Consider the following 19,108-nt stretch of genomic DNA (forward strand, 5'->3'; position numbering starts at 1 on the left):
TTCCAATTCAATCCAATGAGGGGGTCAGCCAATCAGCACAGACTTGGGCACACAATAAGCGGACAGACCCTGCAGCCCGCATTCGCGCCCCAAGCCCGACGCGCCAAAACCACCAACCGGCAAGCCGCCCACCCACTGCGTGGGGTCGGCGTTGATCCATATACGGCCCACGCGTACCTGCCGGGCCAGCTGCATGGCCTGCGTCAGGTTGGCCGACCACACATACAAGGCCAGGCCGTGCTCGCTTTGCTGCAAAGCAGACACAAACTGCGCCTGGGGCACCCTGGCAATGGTCAGCACGGGGCCGAAGATTTCCTGATGAAACAGCGGGCTGTCCGGGTGGCAGCCATCCAGCAGTACCGGCCCGAAAAACTGCCCGTCGCCCGGCACCTGGCTCACCGGTACACGCTGCCAGCCGGCAGACTCGGCCTGGTCAACATAGGCAGCCAGCTGCTGGCGGTGCGCCAGGGTAATCATGGGTTGCAGCGGGTTGGCCGCCAGGTGCTCGGCCATGGCCTGCGGCAAGCTGGCCAGCAGCGCATCGGCCACCGCCGGGTCCACCAGTACGCGGTTGCCGGCAATGCAGGCTTGGCCACCGTTACGCAACAGCCCGGCGGCAATCGCACGCGCTGCTACAGCTATATCGGCATCGGCGGCCACCAGTACATAGTTATTTCCACCCAGCTCGCCGGCAAAGCGCTTGCCATGCAGGGCGGCAGCTTGTTCGATGATGCGGCCAACCCGGGTAGAACCGACAAAAGCCACCATGCGGATAGCCGGGTGGCTCACCAGTGCCTCGCCGACCTCGGGGCCCTGGCCGTAGACAAACTGCACCGTGTGCTCGGGCAACAGACTGGCCAGCAGCTCGGCCAACAACGGCAAGGCCCCGACCGCCAGCTCGGATGGCTTCACCACCACACTGCAGCCGGCGGCCAGCGCAAACGGCAGGCGTTCGGCCACGGTAATCAGCGGGTAATTCCACGGTACGATCAGCGCGACCGGGCCAATCGGCTCGTCCAGCGTCAGCGCCATGCCCCCGGCACGGGCCTGGGTGTGGTTTTCCCCCTGCCGGGTCAGTGCCAGGGCGGCGGCGTATTCCCATAAGGCAATGGCGCCGTCCACTTCTTGCCAGGCCGCGGCCAGCGGTTTGCCGGTATCGGCCGCCTCTGCCTGGGCAAAGGCCTGCTGTTGCTGGCGCATGGCAGCGGCCACGGCCTGTAATGCGCCCGCACGCTGTACGGTGGTGGTGTGGCGCCAGTGCGTATCCCATGCAGCTGCAGACTGCTGCGCCACGCGGCCAACGTTGGCCGCATCGCTCAAGGGGTAGCCCCCCAGCGGGTGGCCGGTGCGCGGGTCGTGCGTATAGAGCAGCGCGGAGCTCATTGGCACTCCGTGTAGCGGATCAGCCGTTTCATCGGCTTGCCGGATGCAGTACGGGGCACCTCGTCCACGCGCACGATATGCTCGGGGCGCAGCGCTTGCGGCAGGCTGTCGTTCATCAGCCGCATCAGCTTTTCGCGCACTTGCGCCTCGTCCTGCGGGTTATCGATGGTAAAGAACAGGTCGTAGGTTTCGCCCCAGAACACGTCCGGCTTGCCCACGGCGTAGCATTCCACGCAGTAACCGCTGCCCTGCACGATTTCTTCGATTTCCACCAGGTGAATGTTCTCGCCGCCTTTTTTGATTACGTCTTTCTTGCGGCCGTGGATGATCAGCTCGTCACCGGCCAGCGTGGCCAGATCACCGCTGCAGAAAGGCTGGGCCGGGTCGAAACGGTCGATACCGCCCGACGGGTTCAGATAACCCAGCGCCATGTAAGGCGTGCTGACCAGCAGCTCGCCATCCTCTGCCGCCAGGCTGACCTGCACACCTGGCATGACCTGGCCTACCGAGAAATCTGCACTGTGCGCATCGCCCACGGTAAACGACCCGCCCAGCTCGGTAATGCCAAAGCAGGGGTAAACGGTGGCGCCACATTGCTGCTGGAAAGCTTGCCGAATGGCCGGGTACAGGATGGAGCTGGTGGAGATCACGCGTGCGTGCTGCAGCAGGCCGGCGGTATCCGGGAAAAAGCGCAGGGTCTTGCTGAGCGACGCCATCATGGTGGGCGACAGGTAAACAATGTCCGGCTGTTGCGCGCGAATGGTTTGCCAGAACTGGCCCATCTGCTTGGCGGTAAAGCGCTCCCCTACCCAGATGCGGCCACCGGTCATGAACGGGCAGGCAAACAGGTTGAACAGGCCGGCGTTATAGAACATGGGCCAGTTATGCAGTGTCAGCGCACCGGCCTGCTTGCCGGCATGCTGGGCGAACCGGGCCGCGCCCTGAAAGAAACGGCCAAACGACTGCACGATGCCCTTGGGCATGCCGGTGGTGCCGGACGAGAAAACGATCAGGAAAGGGTCATCCAGCTCGCCCTGGTGGCAGTAGTCGGGCAAGGTATCATCCAGCGCATACGCCAGCTGCGAATAGGCAGTAATGGTGTAGCTGGCATTCACCAGCTGTTTGACCTTATTGAGCTGCTGGATACTGGCCGCCGGGTCTACCGGGCACATCACCATGCCACCCAGTGCCAGTGCCATGACCAGCTCCAGGTATTCGGTACGGTTTTCCAGGCTGACCACCACGTGGTCGCCACGGCGCACGCCACGGTCGATCAGGAAGTTCAGCAAGCGCACGGCATTGCCGTAAAACTGGCGATAGGTAAGCGCCCCCTTGGCAGATTGCACAAAGGGTTGGTCATGGTACTGGGCTACGATATCCAGCAGCAGATCCGTACGAACGGCCATCTACTTTATCCTCTCATCACGCGGGCATCGGTTCAGATGCAGAAGGCTTTCAACAGGTTGGCAACGTCTTGCGTGCTCCTGGCGATAATGTCCGGGGAAAAATCCTGCTCGGCACCCTGGCGGCCCTGCGACGCCGCGCGGTTGGTCACAATGCACAAGGCGGCATAGTCCAGCGCCAGCTCGGCAGCCAGCGCCGCCTCCGGCATACCGGTCATCCCTACTATATCGGCACCATCGCGCTCAAGCTTACGGATTTCTGCCACACTTTCCAGCCGGGGCCCTTGTGTGCAGGCATAGACGCCCGAGCTGATCACGTTCAAGCCGGCCCCCGCGGCCGCCAACAGCAAACGCTGGCGCAGTGCCGGGTGGTAAGGCTCGCTGAAATCGATATGGCGCATGGCATGCTCTGCACCTTCGAACAGGGTGTGCTTGCGGCCATAGGTATAGTCCAGCACATCGTGTGGCAGTACCAGGCTGCCGGTGTGCATATCGGGGCGGATACCGCCCGCACTGCCGATGGCAATCACTTCACGCGCACCGACATGGCGCAAGGCCCACAAATTGGCGCGGTAGTTGATTTCGTGCGGGGCAATGGAGTTGCCATAGCCATGCCGCGCCATGAACACGACGCTGCGCGCGCCCACATTGCCAAAAGTCAGGGCGCAAGATGGCTCGCCATACGGCGTGCGAACGATCTGGCGGTGGGTAACATCAAGAATGGGCAGGGAGACAAGACGACTTCCCCCGATGATGGCAAGCATGGCGTTCTCCTTATTATCCGTTTGCCCGCCTGAAATACGCTGGCCCTGGCGGGCAGCTAATCAGGGCAAGCAATCATGTGGCTCAGCTTGGTATTTTTCTTCAATAATTCTAATCCGAAGGCATGAAAAAGCCCACAGTATTTATGTTGTGGGCTTTGAGACCAGGTGCAAGCGGGGGCGGTAGCAAGAGAACGCCCACCCCCGTGTGACACATTACTTCAGCGCATGAATGGCCGGCAGGTTACGCCAGGCACCGCGTACGTCCATGCCGTAGCCGAACACATAACGATCCGGCACGTCCAGGCCCACGAAGTCGGACTTGATCGGCTTTTCCTTGCTGATCAGCTTATTGGCGAACACGCCGCTGTAGAAGGCTTTGGCGCCCATTTCCAGCACTTTGTCGCGAATCGCCGCCATGGTATGGCCTTCGTCCAGAATGTCATCCAGCACCAGGACCACGCGATCGCGCACGTCTTCTTTCGGTGCGGTTTTCCACACCAGCTCACCGCCCTGGGTTTTATCGCCGTAACGGGATACGTGCACGTAGTCAAAATCCAGCGGGAACAACAGGCGTGGCAACAGCTGGCCGGTGAACACCACCGCACCACCCATGACAGACAGCACCAGCGGGTAGGTTTCACCCAGCTCGGCAGTGATTTCTTCTGCCATGCGGTCTACGGCAGCATCCACTTCTGCTGCACTGAACAGAATGTCGGAGCTATTAAGAATGCCACGGGCTTCGGCAACATTAGGCATGGTATTTCCTTTCAAAAAACAAACGCCGCCTTTATGACCAAGGCGGCGCAGAATGTCAATGCGGGGTTAGCCGCGTTGTAGCGAATTCAGGTAGGCGGTGAAGTCCGCGCCGACTTCATGGTGTTGCAAGCCATATTCTACCGTGGCTTTCAGATAACCCAGCTTGGAGCCGCAATCGTAGCGCTTGCCCTGGAATGGCAACGCCAGTACCGGCTCGTCTTTCATCAGTGCCGCAATACCGTCGGTCAGCTGGATTTCACCCCCCGCGCCTGGCACGGTGTTGATGAGCTTGTCGAAAATACGCGCGGTCAGGATATAACGGCCAACCACCGCCAGGTTGGACGGTGCCACGTCCGGATGCGGTTTTTCCACAATGCTGGCCACTTCCTGATGGCCGCGAACGTTCTTCTGCACCTCAACGATACCGTAAGAGCCGGTTTCCTCGCGTGCCACGGTTTCCACCCCCAGTACCGAGCTGTGCGTGTCGTCGAACAGGCGCACCATCTGCTCCATGGCACCTGGCTCACCCGCAATCAGGTCATCGGCCAGAATCACGGCAAATGGCTCGTCGCCCACCACCGGCTTGGCGCACAGTACCGCGTGGCCCAAGCCCAGCGCTTCGGCCTGGCGGATATAGATGCAGCTCACGTTGGCCGGCAGAATCTCCTGCACCAGCTCCAGCAGCTTTTTCTTGTTGCGGTTTTCCAGCTCGGTTTCCAGCTCGTAGGCCTTGTCGAAATGGTCTTCGATGCTGCGCTTGTTACGGCCGGTAATGAAGATCAGCTCGGTAATGCCCGCCGCCACGGCTTCTTCTACCGCGTACTGGATCAGTGGTTTGTCCACCACGGGCAGCATCTCTTTCGGGCTAGCCTTGGTGGCTGGCAGGAAACGGGTTCCCATGCCGGCTACCGGAAACACGGCTTTACGGATTTTTTGCATGACAATTCCTGAAAAGTTGAAAAGCTCAATGGTGGCATCACCAGACAAATCCAGCGCTGCCTAGGTTGGCCGTGATTTTATCATATCGATGCATTTTGCAAGCGCCTCTCCCCACTCTCCGGGCTGCTGCTGCCGGCATACCACCACCCCCCGATACCACGGCATATCGTCGTGCTGGCCAAAAAACGGTGCCCCTTCATAGCGCATCAGCACCCACACCGGCTTGCCCATGGCTGCAGCCAGGTGCGCCGCCGCCGTATCGACTGTCACCACGCCGTCCAGCGCTGCCATCAGCGCGGCGGTATCGTCAAAGCCCTGTATATCCGGCGTCAGATCGATAACCGGCACAGGCAGCTGCTGGCTGTCGCAGCCCGGCTGCAGCGCAAACCAGCTTACCCCCGGCACATTGGCCAGCGCGGCCAACTGTGCAGCAGGGATACTCTTGCGCGTATGGTTATAGTTGGCCGCACCGGCCGCCGACCATACCCCGCTGGACCACACCAGCCCCAGACGCCGCCCCGGCGCGGCACACGCGGTAACTTTTTGCTGCCAGCTCGCCACGCTATCAGCGGCGGCCAGCAGATACGGGTGGCCAGCCAGCGCCTGGCGCGGCAGCGCCAGCACCGCCGGCACCGACATCATCGGCAGCTGGGCGTCGGCCTCTGCCGGCTCGCCAGGCTGCAGCAATACCGCCTCCGGCAACAGCCGGGCAAACAAGCCATGCAAACTGACCGGCGCCTCAATCGTCAGCTGCAAGGCAAAGCGCTGCTGCAGCGCAGGCAAGAGCTGCATCATCATGATGCTGTCACCCAGGCCCTGCTCGGCCCATAGCAACACCCGGCCACCATGGTGGCGTAGCGGGTCAAAGCGCATCAGCGCGGTATGCCTGGCGGGCAATACCGACGCAAAACGGGCTTCATAATCGGGCCATGCCGCCTCGTACTGCCCCAGGTACAAGCGCACGATGGCGCGGTTCCAGCGCAGATCCGACAAGGCACCAAAGCGTGCGATCGCGGCAGAGAGTACCGACTCGGCCTCCTCGTACTGCCGCGCCTGCGTCAGCAGCAAGCCCAGGTTGGCCGCCAATGCCGGCCGATCGGGAGCCAAGGCGCATGCCTGGCGGGCAAAGTCTACCGCCAGGTCGTTCTGGCACAGGTATAGGCACACCAGCGACAAGGCAGACAGGGCATCGATGTGCCGGGCGTCTTGAGCCAGCACCTCCTGCAGCAGCTGGGCCGCCACCGCGTACTCGCCCAGTGTCTTTAATAGCTGGGCCAGGTTGCATTTGGCCGACAGCGATTGCGGTGCCTGCTGCAATACCACCAGATAGGCTTCCAGCGCAGGCTCGTACTGCGCTTGCGCCTGCCACACATTGGCCAGGTTCAGCCTGGCCTGCCAGTCGCCAGGCGCCAGCTGTAACAGGCGCTGCCATAAGACAGCGGCCTCGGCCAGCTGCCCTGCGGCTTGCAGCTGGTTGGCCTGGTGGAACCACTGCTCGTGCTGATGGCTCATGCTTTACCCCAGCAATGCCAGCAAGCCGGCTTCGTCCAGCACGGTAATCCCCAGCTCCAGCGCCTTGTCCAGCTTGCTGCCCGCCTCTGCCCCCGCCACCACATAATGGGTTTTCTTGGATACGCTGCCGCTGACCTTGCCCCCCGCCGCTTCCACCAGCCCCTTGGCCTGGTCGCGCCCCATGGTGGGCAGCGTACCGGTCAGCACGAAAGTCTTGCCGGCCACGGCTTCATTCAGCTTGGCAGCCACCTCGGCCGGCGTCTGCGCCAGCAAGGCCTCGCGGTATGCCGCCAGCTGCTGCAGCGCGGCACGGTTGGCCGCCACGTCCAGCCAGTCGGCCAGCGCGTTCACCACCTCGGCCGGCAGCGCCAGCTGGATGACGTCCACACGCGGCATGGCCGCCAGCGCGGCGATATCGGGCTGCAATGCGGCCAACTGCTGCGCCCGCACCTCGGTCAGCCGCGGCACACCCAGGCGGGCGTACAGGTTGGCCGCGGCCAGCTTGTCGTGCAGCTGGGCACGGGGTGCTTGCTGGCCAGTGGGCGTAACCCCCGCCGCCAGCAGCGCGTCGATCACGGCTTCGTTTTGCGCCTCGGCAAAAAATTCGGCAATGGCGTCGGCCACCACGCCGCCGATATCCGGCAGCGCCGCCAGCACCGCGCGCGGGGCCTGGCGGATATGCGCCAGAGAACCCAGCCAGTCGGCCAGGGTTTTGGCGGTAGATTCGCCCACGTGGCGGATGCCCAAGGCAAACAGGCAGCGCGCCAGCGGTGGCGTCTTGCTGGCGGCGATGGCATCAATCAGATTCTCGGCCCACTTGGTGGCCACCTTGCCCGCCTTCACCGTTTCCGGCGTGATGCCTTCCTGCTCGTCGGCGCGGCGTTTCATCTCCAGCAGGTCGGCCAGCGTCAGCCGGTACAGGTCGGCCACGCTGCGCACGTAGTCAAACTCTACCAATTTATCGATGTAACGCTCGCCCAGGCCGTCGATGTCCATCATGCGGCGCCCGGCAAAGTGCTGGATGGCTTGCGTGCGTTGCGCCTTGCACACCAGGCCGCCGCTGCAGCGGGCAATGGCCTCGCCTTCTTCGCGCACCACGTGGCTGCCGCATACCGGGCAGTGCGTGGGCAGGCGGTAGGCGTCGTACATCGGCTCTTCGCTGCTGCTGAACAGGTCGCCGCCCAAGGTTGGCCGCATCGGGCGCTTGTCCGGCACCACGGCAACCACCTCGGGGATCACATCACCAGCACGGCGCACGATCACGGTATCGCCCACGCGCACGTCCTTGCGCCGGACTTCGTCTTCGTTGTGCAGCGTGGCGTTGGTTACGGTCACGCCGCCGACAAACACCGGCTGCAGCCGCGCCACCGGCGTGATGGCGCCGGTGCGGCCAACCTGCTCCTCGATGGCTTCCACCACGGTGAGCGCTTCTTCGGCCGGAAATTTATGCGCGATGGCCCAGCGCGGTGCGCGCGACACAAAGCCCAGGCGGTCCTGCTGCGCGCGGCTGTTCAGCTTGTACACCACGCCGTCGATCTCGAACGGCAGGCTGGCGCGGCGCGCCAGCACGCTTTCGTAGTAGGCCGCCAGCCCCTGGGCGCCGTGCACCACCGGCCGCAACTCGGCTTGCACCACCGGAAAGCCCAGTGCCGACAGCCAGTCCATTTCGGCATCGTGCGTGGCTGGCCAATCGGTACCTTCTACCTGGGCGATGGCGTAGGCAAAGAACGACAGCCGCCGCTGTGCGGTAATGCGCGAATCCAGCTGGCGCAGGCTGCCGGCGGCGGCGTTACGCGGGTTGGCAAAGGGTTTGTCGCCGCGCTCGCGCTGGGCTTCGTTAAGCCGCTCGAAGTCGCGCTTGAGCATCAGCACCTCGCCACGCACCTCCAGCAAAGACGGCACGGCATCGCCATGCAGGCGCAGCGGAATGGCGCGCACGGTGCGGATATTGGCGGTCACGTTCTCGCCGCTGCTGCCGTCGCCGCGGGTGGCGGCCTGCACCAGCTCGCCATCGCGGTACAGCAGGCTGATGGCCAGGCCGTCAAACTTGGGCTCGGTGGCGTAGGCCAGGTTGGCCGCTGCCAGGTCGCGGCCAACCCGCTCGTCGAAGGCAATCAGCTCGGCATGGCGCACGGCAAAATCATCGGCCTGCATATCGGAAAACGCATTGCCCAGCGACAGCATGGGCACCGCGTGCGTTACGCTGTCAAAAGCCGGCAGCGCCTCGCCGCCCACACGATGAGTCGGTGAGGCGGGTGTTTTCAGTACTGGGTACTTCTCCTCAAGCGCTTGCAACTCGATAAACATTGCATCATAAGTTGCATCAGGAATTGATGGCCGATCAAGTACATAGTACTCATGGCTGTATTTCTGTAAGAGTTCCTGCAGCTCTTGAGCACGCTGGCGGTGCCATAAAGGAATCTGAGTGTTCATTGGGATACCTTCCAAAAGCAATTCGCCGGCTTATGCCGGCGACGCTAGGAATACAAATAATCTATCTTCTACTACTTAGGCAAACAGCCGCAGGGCAGCCACGCTACCCGGCGCAATGCCACGGTCGTCCATATTGCCGTAGATGCGGATCAGCTGGTCGCGGATCTGCGCCAGGCCCTGGTCGCTGAGTACGCGGCGGTTATCGTCTACCAGCTGGGCGCCAAACTCTTGCGACAGGTGCTTGGCAAACTGTACGGCGCGGTCGAATACTGCCACGCCACCAGCCACACGCGGCACGTCAAACATGAGTGTCAGCGCCGGGAACTGCTTGTCCAGCAAGGTATGAAGGGTAAACGGGGTCTGGTCGGCCGACGCCAGCGAGAACAGGGTGTTGCCGGAATCCGCCAGATAGTGGAACTGGCCATCCGGCTCCAGCTGCAGGCCGGCGGCTTCGGCCACGCTGCGCAGGCGGGCACCGGCAATGGGGCTGGTGGCCACGATATTGATACCGATCAGCACGTCTACATCCACGCAAAAGCGGTCCAGCTCGCGCGCCGATACCAGTTTTTGCTGGCGCTGCGGGAAGCTTACCTGGGCACCCAGCTTTTCGGCGTAGTGGCTGACCTGCTGGCAGAAGCTGGCCAGCTCCTGCTCGGTGACCGCACCGCCGCGGTCTACCAGCTGCAGGCCGAAGTTCACTTGTTTGTAGCGGGTACCGGGCAGGATTTCGGCCGGTTTCCACAGGCCGCGCTCGGTACGCAAAATGGCTTGCACACGTTTGGCCACGTTAAAACGCGGCAGCTGCCCCAGCGCCTGCGGCTGGGCAAACGCTATCTCGGCAATAAAATCCAGCGACGGGTCCAGCAGCGATACCACCAGGGCCTGGTGGTCGGCGGCGTCAAGCTCGGGGGTTTCCGGCACCACCGGGGCCACGGGCTCGGGCGGGGCCGCACGCACAACCGGCGCGGGCGGCGGAATATCGTTCAGGTAGGCAGGGGCGCTGTCTTCGTCGTCATCCAGCAGCACCGGCTCCAGACGAGCCTGCTGGCCATCGCGCACATTGTTCTTGGGCACATCCAGCAGCACGTCGGCGTGATGGCGTGCGAAAGCCTGGCTAGTCTTCTTGCGAAAGCGCCATTCCTGATAAAAATTGAAGCCGAATACCAGTGCTACCACCAATGCACTCAGCAACAAGATGCCTATTTTCATTTCGCTCATTGAGCTTTTTCCACAGCAGCAGCCATTATCCGAACCGGTATTATAACAAACCCCCATGGGGGTACGGCGCGTGAATCAGTACGTCATTTAGCGTTTTGTTCAATTTTCGTCAAGGGAAAAGCGCACTGGCAACACCAGCTGGGCCGCCACCGGGCGCCCGTTTTCCTGCGCGGCCTGAAACTGCCAGCGCGTCACGCCATCGCGTGCCGCCCTGTCAAGGCGGGTAAAACCGCTGCTTTTTTGCAGCTCGGTGCGTAGCAATGTGCCATCAGCATCAATCGCCAGCCGCAACATTACCACGCCTTGCTCGCCCAGATCGCGCGAGATGACGGGGTAATCGGGCCGCGGGGCCTGCAACACCCTGGCCGGGCGGCTGCTGGCCACCTGCTGGCTAGCCGTTTCGCCCACGCCACGGCCCGTGTTCGGCGCGGCTTGCGTGGCGGGTGCCGCAGCGAGCAGCACACCGGGCACAGCCGCTACCGGGTTGGCCGCAGCAGGCACGGCTGCCGGCATAGGCAGCTTATTACTGTCAGGCACGGCAGGGTTGGCCGCTTTTGCCGGCGGCACCGGCATCGCCCTGCCCGGCTGTGCTGCCGAGGGTTTTCGTGGTGCTGACGTACCGTGTGCCACCACAGGCTGGCCGGCTGCGGCCAACACGGGCGCTGGCTGCAGGCTGATCAGCAGCGGTGCGTCCACAGCAGGCATCGGCGACCAGGCGGCAGCCAGGCCGCACAGCAGTACGGCATGTAGCAGTAGCGAGGCCAGCAGCGCGCGGCGCATGGCCTTAGGCCGTTTCGCGCATTTTCAGCGCCTCGACAATGTCCACCGCCACGATGCGGCTGCAGCCTTGCTCCTGCATGGTCACGCCCACCAGCTGCTCGGCCATTTCCATGGTTAGGCGGTTGTGGCTGATGTACAGGAACTGCGTATGCGCGGCCATTTGTTTCACCAAGTCGCAGAAGCGGCTGGTATTGGCGTCGTCCAGCGGCGCGTCTACCTCGTCCAGCAGGCAGAATGGTGCCGGGTTCAGGCTGAATAGCGAGAACACCAGGCTCATGGCGGTAAGCGCTTTTTCGCCACCGGATAACAGGTGGATGGTGCTGTTTTTCTTGCCCGGCGGCTGGGCAATGATCTGGATGCCCGCCGACAGCAAGTCTTCACCCGTCAGCACCAGCTCGGCGCGGCCACCGCCAAACAGCGTGGGGAAAAACTCGCTCATCTTGGCGTTAACGGCGTCGTAGGTGGCTTGCAGCATGTCGCGGGTTTCGCCATCGATTTTGGCAATGGCTTCTTCCAGCGTGGCCATGGCCTGCATCAGGTCGTCGGTCTGGCTGGCCAGATAGTCGCCCCGTTTTTGCGCTTCTTCCAGCTCTTGCAGCGCGGCCAGGTTCACTGCCCCCAGGCCATCGATGGCGCGCGCCAGCCGGGCGATCTCGGCGGCCAGCGCATTGGGTTTGACCGCGTCGGTGAGGTGCGGCAGCAGCGCCGCCTCGTCTGCCTCGGCGGTTTTCAGCTCTTCGTCGAAGCGCTCTACGTTGAGCCGCGCTTCCTGATGCTTCAGCAGCCAGTCCGAGCGCGCTTCGCGCAGCGCCGGCAAGGCAGCGTTGATTTCCTGCTGCCGCTGCGTGTACTGGCGCAGGGCTTCGGTCAGGGCATTCAGCTGGTCGCGGGTGGCGGACAGGCTGTGCTCGCGCGTTTCGCGCACGGCCAGCGCTTCTTGCAGCACGTCGTCCGGCGCGGCCTCTTCCACTGTCTCGGCTTCCATCACCAGCGTTTCCAGCCGCTCTTGCAGCTGCTGGTCGCGTTCGGCCAGCTCGCGCGCGCGGCGCGCCAGCTCGGCCACTTTTTGCTCGGCGGTGTGCTGGGCCAGCTTGATTTCGTGCAGCTGGCGCTCGGCGTCGCGGGTTTTGTTACGCGCCAGCTCCAGGCCGGTTTCGGCGTTCAGCCGTGCCAAGCGGGCGTCTTCCAGCTGCTCGGCCAACTCTTCCAGCTGCATGGCGTTTTCTTCGGCCAGCAGCTCGGCGTCGGCAATGGTGTCTTGCGCGGTGCTGCGCTCGTCTTGCAGGCGCTGCTGTTCGGCGTGGATGGCGGCCAGGCGGGCGGCGCCCTGCCGGGCCGCCTGGTCCAGCTTGACGTGCTCCAGCGTGGCGGCGTTCAGCTCCGCCTCCAGCCGCGACACGGCCGATTTTTGTGCGCGGATGGCTTCGGCCAGCATACCCAGCATGGAGACCACGCTATCGCGGCGGCGCTGCGCGTCGTGCTGCTGCGGCTGCAAGGCGGATAGCCGCTCTGCAGCAGCATCACGCGCTGCCTTGCGTGCCATCATGCCGTCACCAGCTTGTGCAGCATGAAAATGCACGGCATGGCGGCTAACGCGGTGGCCTTGCGGCGTGACCCAGCACTCGCCGGCGGCCAGCTCGGCGCGGCGGGCCATGGCGTCGTCCAGGTTGGCCGCACAGTAGACGCCGGCCAGCCAGTCGGCCAGCGCGCCGGCAAAGGCAGCGTCTACCGTCAGTTGCTGTAGCAGGGCCGGGCGCGGCCCGGTCGTCGACTCGGCAACGCCTGCAGCATCTACTAGCGCCAGCGGGGCGGGCGGCACGGCATCGCCGGCCTGGCCTGCGCGGGCAGCCAGACGCTCACCCAGCACCACTTCGACTGCAGTGCGCCAGGCGTCGTCTACCTGCAGGCTTTGCCATAGCGCCGGTGCATCAGCCAGCTGCTGGCTGGCCAGCCAGCCAGCCAGCTGTTCCCCGGCTGCTTCGCGCGCCAGCACGGCGTCCAGCGCGGCCATTTCGGCTTCGGCGCGGGCGGCGTCGCTGTGCAGGGCGTTGAGGGTTTTGTCCAGCTGCTCGCGCTCGGCAGACAGGTCGGCCTGCTTGGCTTCGTCTGCGGCCAACCTGGCGCGCACGGCATCCAGTGCACTGCGGGCTTTGTCGGCCTCGGCGCGGGCGGCGTCCAGTACGGCGTGCTCTGGCAGGTTCAGGTCTTGCAGCTCGCGCTGCAGGGCGTGTTCGCGCCCGGCCAGCTGGTCGATGCTGCGGCGCAGGTGCTCGCCCTGCTGCCGCGCCAGGTCGCGCTCGCGGGTAAGGTTGGCGATTTGCGCGGTCATCTGCGCCAGGCGCTGGTCGGCTACGCGGAAGGCGGCCTCGGCCGATGGCAGGCTGTCGGCGCCGTCTTCCAGCCCCATTTGCGCCTCTTCCATGCGCATCTGCGCTTCTTCGCGGCGGGGCAGCCAGTCGTCCAGCTCGTCTTCTACCTGGGCTTTGTGCTCGGCTAGCTGCTGGCGCTCGTTGCGGGCGCTGGCGAGCTCGCGCTCCAGCCGTTCGCGGCTTTGCAGGCGGTGGCGCTGCTGCTCTTCCAGCCGTGCCAGGTTGGCATTGGCTTCAAACAGCGCCTGCTGCGCTTCGTGTACGGCGTCGCTGGCGGCGTAGTGCGTTTCGCGCACGGTTTCCAGCTCGGTTTCCAGGTGGGTGTGGGCGGCTTCCAGCGCGGTTTCTTCGGTTTCGATGCGCGCCAGCTCGCCACGGGCGGTGGCTTCGATGCGGGCGGCTTCTTCGCGCCGCGCCAGCGCCAGCAGGTTTTGCTTGAAGGTGAGCGCACCGCGCATGTCCTGGTAGTTGGCCGCCACTTCGGCTTGCTCGCTCAGGCGCTCTACCTGGCGGCCCAGCTCCAGCTTGAGGTCTTCGATACGGGTCAGGTTGTCGCGGGTATCGGCCAGGCGGTTTTCGGTTTCGCGGCGGCGCTCTTTGTACTTGGAGACACCGGCGGCCTCTTCCAGATAGGCGCGCAGCTCTTCCGGGCGCGCCTCGATAATGCGCGAGATCATGCCCTGCTCGATCACCGCGTAGCCACGCGCACCCACGCCGGTGCCCAGAAACAGGTCGGTAATGTCGCGGCGGCGTACCTGCTGGTTGTTGATGTAGTAGCTGGACTCGCCCTGGCGCGTGAGGACGCGCTTGATGGACACCTCGGCGTACTGCCCCCAGGGGCCGGTAAGCTGGCCGTCGGCGTTATCGAATACCAGCTCGACCGAGGCACGCGATACCGGCTTGCGCGTGCTGGAGCCGTTGAAAATCACGTCTTGCATGGACTCGCCACGCAGCTGCTTGGCGCTAGACTCGCCCAGCACCCAGCGCACGGCGTCGATCACATTGGATTTGCCGCAGCCATTGGGGCCGATTACCGCGACCAGTTGGCCGGGCACGGCAATGCTGGTGGGGTCGACAAACGATTTGAAGCCGGCAAGCTTGATATGGGTAAGGCGCAAGGGGCAAGTCCACAAACGGTTGAATCAGCCGGGCATTTTACCCGCCCGCACGCACCGTGCGCCAAAGCAATCTGCCAGCAATAAAAAGAAACTGCGGCCAACCTTTGCCGGCCATGACATTGGTTGCCATAATGCGCCTATGGAAACGCTATCTCTTGCCCATCATTTCTTGATTGCCATGCCCGATATGGCCGACCCGCTGTTTGCCAAAAGCATCGTGTACCTTTGCGAGCACGGCGAACAAGGCGCCATGGGGGTGATTATCAATAAGCCTTCCGGCATCGTGCTGGCGCAGCTGCTGGAGCAGATCGACCTGCCGCTGACCAACGACGACACCAACACCACGCCGGTATTCTTTGGCGGCCCGGTACAGCCAGACCGTGGCTTTGTGCTGCACAAGCCTATCGGCAACTGGCAGTCCACCCTCACCATCACCGACGACCTGGCGCTGAGCACCTCCAAAGACATTCTGGCGGCGGTGGCCGATGGCCGCGGCCCGGACAAGCTGCAGATCAGCCTGGGTTACGCCGGCTGGGAAAAAGGCCAGCTGGAAGAAGAAATCGCCGCCAATAGCTGGCTCACCGTCGCAGCGGAAGACTGGGTGATCTTCGACACCCCGGTAGAAGAACGCTACACCTGCGCCATCAAGCTGCTGGGCTTCGACCCGGCGCTGCTATCCAGCGTATCCGGCCATGCATAAGGGCACCGTGCTGGGCTTTGATTTTGGCGAAAAGCGCATTGGTGTGGCACTGGGCGAGCCACAGCTAGGCATTGCCACCCCGCTGCAAACCATCCACAGCGAGGTCAACGACGTGCGCTTTGCCGCCATCGCCAAGCTGATAGACGAATGGCAAGCCACCGGCTTTGTGGTGGGCCTGCCGATGCATATGGATGGCCAGGAACACGCTGTCAGCGCGCTGTGCCGCAAGTTTGCCCAGCGCCTGCACGGCCGCTACGGCCTGCCGGTATGGCTGGTGGACGAGCGCCTGACCTCGGTGATTGCCGAAGGCCTGCTGGAAGACGCCGGCGTGTATGGCCGCCGCCAGAAAGAGATGCTGGACCAGGTGGCCGCCCAGGCCATCCTGATGGGCTGGTTCGAGCAGCCCGGCGAGCCCATTGCCTGATATGCGCATCGCCGCCCTGCTGATCGACATCGACGACACCCTGCTGGACGATGCCCACGCCACGCGCCACGGCGTGGCCGCCCTGCTGGCCGCGCACCAGCTGCCCTATACGCTGGACGACGCCTGCCAACGCTGGCACACCCTCACGCAGCAGCACTGGCTACGCTTCGAACGCGGCGAATGCAGCATCATCGAGCAGCGCCACGCCCGTCTGCGCGGCCTGTTCCAGCGCGAGCTGTCCGAGAACGAAGCCACACAAGCCTTCGAACCCTACATTGCCGGCTATCGCAGCAACTGGAAGGCATTTGACGATACCGCCGCCTTTGTCGCCGCCACCGCACATTTACCACGCGTCCTGGTGAGCAACGGCCACCTCGACATCCAGCAGCGCAAGCTGGCCCTCACCGGGCTGGACGCGCACTTCCCGCACCTGCTCACCCCGCAAAACTGTGGGCACGCCAAGCCGGATGCCGCCATTTTTGAAGCTGCCGCCGCACTGGCCGGCGTGCCGCTACAACAGTGCATGGTGATAGGCGATGACCCGGTACGCGATATCGGCGCCGCAGCGGCACTGGGGCTGCCGCATTTTCACGTAGACCGCCAGCGTGCGGGTGGCAGCTTGCTGGATGTATTGCCCTTGCTGGGCCAAGGTTGGCAGCAGGGTGCAGCGCAAGCATGAAAAAAGGCGGCCAAGGCCGCCTTTGCTGTACCGGCATCCGCCTTAGCGAGTGCCTTTTTTCTTTTCTTCACGCTCCAGGCGTGCATTCTCTTTTTGCGCAGCACGCAGCACTTCGTGCTCTTTGGCGGCTTTTTCCCACGCAATCCATTCTTCCGGCAGCTCCAGCGAAATACGGCCGGTCGCACCTGCGCGGAAGTCTGTCAGCACGATTTCGGACGCTTTCTGGATATTGATACGGCCACCCGGCAGTACCGCACCACGTTTTTTGCCGACCAGCTCCAGCACCTGCCAGTCTTGCAGGCCGTCAATCTCGCCAATCTTGTAGCGCTCGTCCAGCTGCGGGGCGTAGTGCTTCATCAGGATCAGCAGCAGCTCCAGTGCCACTTCTTCTTCGTCCAGCGCATTGCGGCCAACGGCGCCGCTAGCGGCCAGGTTGTAGCCACCTTGCGGCACGATGATCTTGGGCCACAGCATGCCGGGGGTATCGAATAGCTCGATATCGTCTGCCAGCATGATGCGCTGCTGGCCTTTGGTAATACCCGGCTCGTTACCGGTTTTGGCGATACGGCGGCCGGTAATACTGTTGATCAGCGTAGATTTACCCACGTTCGGGATACCGCAAATCACCACGCGCAGCGGTTTGTCCACGCTATTGCGGCCAGGGGCCAGCTCGCGGCAGGCGGCTACCAGCTTCTGCGCCGGGGCGGCGTCCGAGGCGTCCAGGCCGATGGCGCGGGTACCCGGCATTTTGCGGTACCAGTTCAGCCACTGTTCGGTCACTTTCGGGTCGGCCAGGTCTTGCTTGTTCAGCACCTTCAGGGCCGGCTTGCCACGCGCCAGGCGGGCAATCATCGGGTTGGCACTGGAGCCAGGCAGGCGTGCGTCCAGCATCTCGATCACCACGTCGATACTGCCAAGGCGCTCTTCGAGCTCCTTCTTGGCTTTGTTCATGTGACCGGGGAACCATTGAATGGCCATGTATTATCGCTTTCGTAGTGGGTCGAGCAAAGAAGACAGGCCGTTGTGGTCCAGCTCGTGCATCAGCGCCAGCAGGCGGCCGATCTCGCCAGGCGGGAAGCCTTCGCGGGCAAACCAGTTCAGGTAGTGGCCAGGCAGGTCGGCAATCAGGCGGCCTTTATATTTGCCATACGGCATGACCCGGGTGACCAGCAGCTGCAGCAGGTGAGCGTCCATCTTCTTTTAAATCAAAGGGAAGGCGCGCATTGTGCCAAATTTTGCCCCACTACGCACGGGCAATCGTGCTTACGGCGGCAGTGGCTTGCCATCGTTGAAGGCCAGAAAACCGCGCACGATGCGGTAAACATACCAGCACCACACCAAGGCCCCGGTCAAAAAGCCCAAGCCAAACAAGATAATCAGCGGGTAAGAGATGGCAGCGCCCAGCAAGGCCCACCAGAAAGTACGGATCTGCCAGTTGAAGTGGCTATCCCATAGCGTGTCGCGTGCATCATCACGCTTCACATAATTGATGATTACCCCGACTACCGCCCCGGGCACACCAAACAGATTCACGATCTGCAGGATATACACCACCATGGTCAGTTTACGAATTGCATCATCCTGGCGCGGTATGCGCTCTACGGTACCGTCTTGCATAACACCTCCTGTTATCGATCAGGCAGGTCAGAACTGCGCCTGCCACGCTTGGGTCAGCGCTACCAGCCACGGGCGTAGCTGCTCGCGCAGCGCAAGAGACTGCGCCACCACCGAGCCCTGCTTGCGCAGCAACATCGGGGTACTACCCTGGCACAACGTTCCTGGCAAAGCCCCCTGCAGCGCAAATGAACGCAGCTGTGGCAGCTCCCGCTGCAAGAATACCGACAGCCACGCCAGCTTCTGGTTAAGCACGTCCATCATACCCAGCTCGGACAAACTCAGGGCCAGATGATTCAAGCGGAATACGACAACACGCGCGGCCAACCAGTCCTCCCGGCATGGGCTACTGCCTTGCGCCAGGATATGCGCCAGGGTACGCACCTCGGGAAACAAGGCTTCCGATACCACCAAGCGCCCACCCGCATCGTGACAGCAGGCGGTCAACTCGTGTGCAGGCAAGGTTGCACCCTGCTCGACATCGGTAATGATATGTAAGGATTGCACAGGCAGTGTGCACGAGAAAGACTCAATCCAGGGCAGTGCATTTTCCATCTTCAGGCTCCGCACCACCGTAACTGAAAAACCTTGCCCCAAAAGACAATGCCGCCAATTACGGCGGCATTGTTCGAAATAGTGAGGGTCAGAATTCAGACCACAAGTTTCCCTGGTGCCGCCAGATAAGTGCGGTAACCATAATAATAAGCGTGGGAAACAAAGAGGGTTGTCTGAGCCATAGTGCTATCGATATTGCCTGCTGCCAGCCGTAACGTCAAGCACAAATGCCAGCCAAGGTTGGCCGCAGGCGCATCCGGGGGCCGGCCGCAGGCCGGCGGGGAGATGCGACACCGCACGCACCAACAACAAAGCCCGCTTGCGCGGGCTTTTCACATCAATACGGCCAACCTTGGCCGCAGGGGCTCGGGTTTCCGGCGCCACACAGCACAAAGCCCAGCTCGTCTGAGCTGGGCTTCGGTATCGGGCGTCTGGCGGTGTCCTACTTTCACACAGGTATC

General features: G+C 63.1%; 17 protein-coding genes. 3 read left to right on the forward strand and 14 right to left on the reverse strand.

Annotation, left to right across the window (positions count from 1 at the left end):
* Window positions 1-24 precede the first annotated feature (24 nt).
* The 10 genes from FLQ44_RS17545 to smc form a co-directional block, all read right to left on the reverse strand.
* Entirely contained in the window at window positions 25-1,383 is a 1,359-nt protein-coding gene (locus FLQ44_RS17545) for an aldehyde dehydrogenase family protein (RefSeq protein WP_147695436.1), read from the reverse strand.
* Window positions 1,380-2,789, reverse strand: a complete 1,410-nt coding sequence (locus tag FLQ44_RS17550; RefSeq protein WP_147695437.1) for a class I adenylate-forming enzyme family protein — start codon at window positions 2,787-2,789, stop codon at window positions 1,380-1,382. The genes FLQ44_RS17545 and FLQ44_RS17550 overlap by 4 nt, the downstream gene beginning before the upstream one ends.
* 32 nt (window positions 2,790-2,821) lie before the next feature.
* Window positions 2,822-3,550: an S-methyl-5'-thioinosine phosphorylase gene (locus tag FLQ44_RS17555; protein ID WP_147695438.1), complete on the reverse strand. Its 729-nt coding sequence runs from the start codon at window positions 3,548-3,550 to the stop codon at window positions 2,822-2,824.
* 213 nt (window positions 3,551-3,763) lie between these two features.
* Window positions 3,764-4,306 carry a hypoxanthine-guanine phosphoribosyltransferase gene (locus FLQ44_RS17560; RefSeq protein WP_147695439.1) on the reverse strand — a complete coding sequence of 181 codons (543 nt, stop codon included), beginning with the start codon at window positions 4,304-4,306 and terminating at the stop codon, window positions 3,764-3,766.
* A 66-nt stretch (window positions 4,307-4,372) separates the two neighbouring features.
* Window positions 4,373-5,245, reverse strand: a complete 873-nt coding sequence (gene galU / locus FLQ44_RS17565) for a UTP--glucose-1-phosphate uridylyltransferase GalU (protein WP_147695440.1) — start codon at window positions 5,243-5,245, stop codon at window positions 4,373-4,375.
* Between the two features lie 60 nt (window positions 5,246-5,305).
* Window positions 5,306-6,757 carry a tetratricopeptide repeat protein gene (locus FLQ44_RS17570; protein ID WP_147695441.1) on the reverse strand — a complete coding sequence of 484 codons (1,452 nt, stop codon included), beginning with the start codon at window positions 6,755-6,757 and terminating at the stop codon, window positions 5,306-5,308.
* A gap of 3 nt (window positions 6,758-6,760) precedes the next feature.
* Window positions 6,761-9,190, reverse strand: coding sequence for an NAD-dependent DNA ligase LigA (gene ligA / locus FLQ44_RS17575; RefSeq protein WP_147695442.1), 2,430 nt, complete (start codon window positions 9,188-9,190; stop codon window positions 6,761-6,763).
* Window positions 9,191-9,265: 75 nt separating this feature from the next.
* Complete coding sequence (locus FLQ44_RS17580; RefSeq protein WP_147695443.1) at window positions 9,266-10,408, reverse strand: cell division protein ZipA C-terminal FtsZ-binding domain-containing protein; 1,143 nt, start codon at window positions 10,406-10,408, stop codon at window positions 9,266-9,268.
* Between the two features lie 99 nt (window positions 10,409-10,507).
* Window positions 10,508-11,188 (reverse strand): energy transducer TonB, encoded by a 681-nt coding sequence (locus FLQ44_RS17585; protein ID WP_147695444.1) that lies wholly within the window; start codon window positions 11,186-11,188, stop codon window positions 10,508-10,510.
* Between the two features lie 4 nt (window positions 11,189-11,192).
* Window positions 11,193-14,675, reverse strand: coding sequence for a chromosome segregation protein SMC (smc, locus tag FLQ44_RS17590; protein ID WP_147695445.1), 3,483 nt, complete (start codon window positions 14,673-14,675; stop codon window positions 11,193-11,195).
* Window positions 14,676-14,814: 139 nt separating this feature from the next.
* Between smc and FLQ44_RS17595 the strand changes: the two genes are divergently transcribed.
* Genes FLQ44_RS17595 through FLQ44_RS17605 form a run of 3 tightly spaced genes read left to right on the forward strand, consistent with a single transcriptional unit; the run spans window position 14,815 to window position 16,478 of the window.
* Window positions 14,815-15,375 (forward strand): YqgE/AlgH family protein, encoded by a 561-nt coding sequence (locus tag FLQ44_RS17595; protein ID WP_147689057.1) that lies wholly within the window; start codon window positions 14,815-14,817, stop codon window positions 15,373-15,375.
* Window positions 15,368-15,799, forward strand: coding sequence for a Holliday junction resolvase RuvX (ruvX, locus tag FLQ44_RS17600; RefSeq protein ID WP_147695446.1), 432 nt, complete (start codon window positions 15,368-15,370; stop codon window positions 15,797-15,799). Before FLQ44_RS17595 ends, ruvX begins: the two co-directional genes overlap by 8 nt.
* 1 nt (window position 15,800) lies before the next feature.
* Entirely contained in the window at window positions 15,801-16,478 is a 678-nt protein-coding gene (locus tag FLQ44_RS17605) for an HAD family hydrolase (RefSeq protein WP_240801327.1), read from the forward strand.
* A gap of 42 nt (window positions 16,479-16,520) precedes the next feature.
* On the opposite strand, the gene ylqF is transcribed toward FLQ44_RS17605, so the two are convergent.
* The 4 genes from ylqF to FLQ44_RS17625 form a co-directional block, all read right to left on the reverse strand.
* The gene (gene ylqF / locus FLQ44_RS17610; protein ID WP_147695448.1) at window positions 16,521-17,456 is read right to left on the reverse strand and encodes a ribosome biogenesis GTPase YlqF; all 936 of its coding nucleotides are present in this window, start codon (window positions 17,454-17,456) and stop codon (window positions 16,521-16,523) included.
* A 3-nt stretch (window positions 17,457-17,459) separates the two neighbouring features.
* A complete protein-coding gene (locus FLQ44_RS17615; RefSeq protein WP_017509690.1) occupies window positions 17,460-17,672 on the reverse strand; it encodes a DUF3820 family protein in 213 nt (70 codons plus the stop codon).
* A gap of 69 nt (window positions 17,673-17,741) precedes the next feature.
* The gene (locus FLQ44_RS17620) at window positions 17,742-18,095 is read right to left on the reverse strand and encodes a DUF4870 family protein (protein ID WP_147695449.1); all 354 of its coding nucleotides are present in this window, start codon (window positions 18,093-18,095) and stop codon (window positions 17,742-17,744) included.
* Between the two features lie 27 nt (window positions 18,096-18,122).
* Window positions 18,123-18,599 carry a hypothetical protein gene (locus tag FLQ44_RS17625; RefSeq protein ID WP_147695450.1) on the reverse strand — a complete coding sequence of 159 codons (477 nt, stop codon included), beginning with the start codon at window positions 18,597-18,599 and terminating at the stop codon, window positions 18,123-18,125.
* Window positions 18,600-19,108 lie beyond the last annotated feature (509 nt).

The sequence above is a fragment of the Vogesella mureinivorans genome (assembly GCF_007644035.1).
Lineage (GTDB): Bacteria > Pseudomonadota > Gammaproteobacteria > Burkholderiales > Chromobacteriaceae > Vogesella > Vogesella mureinivorans.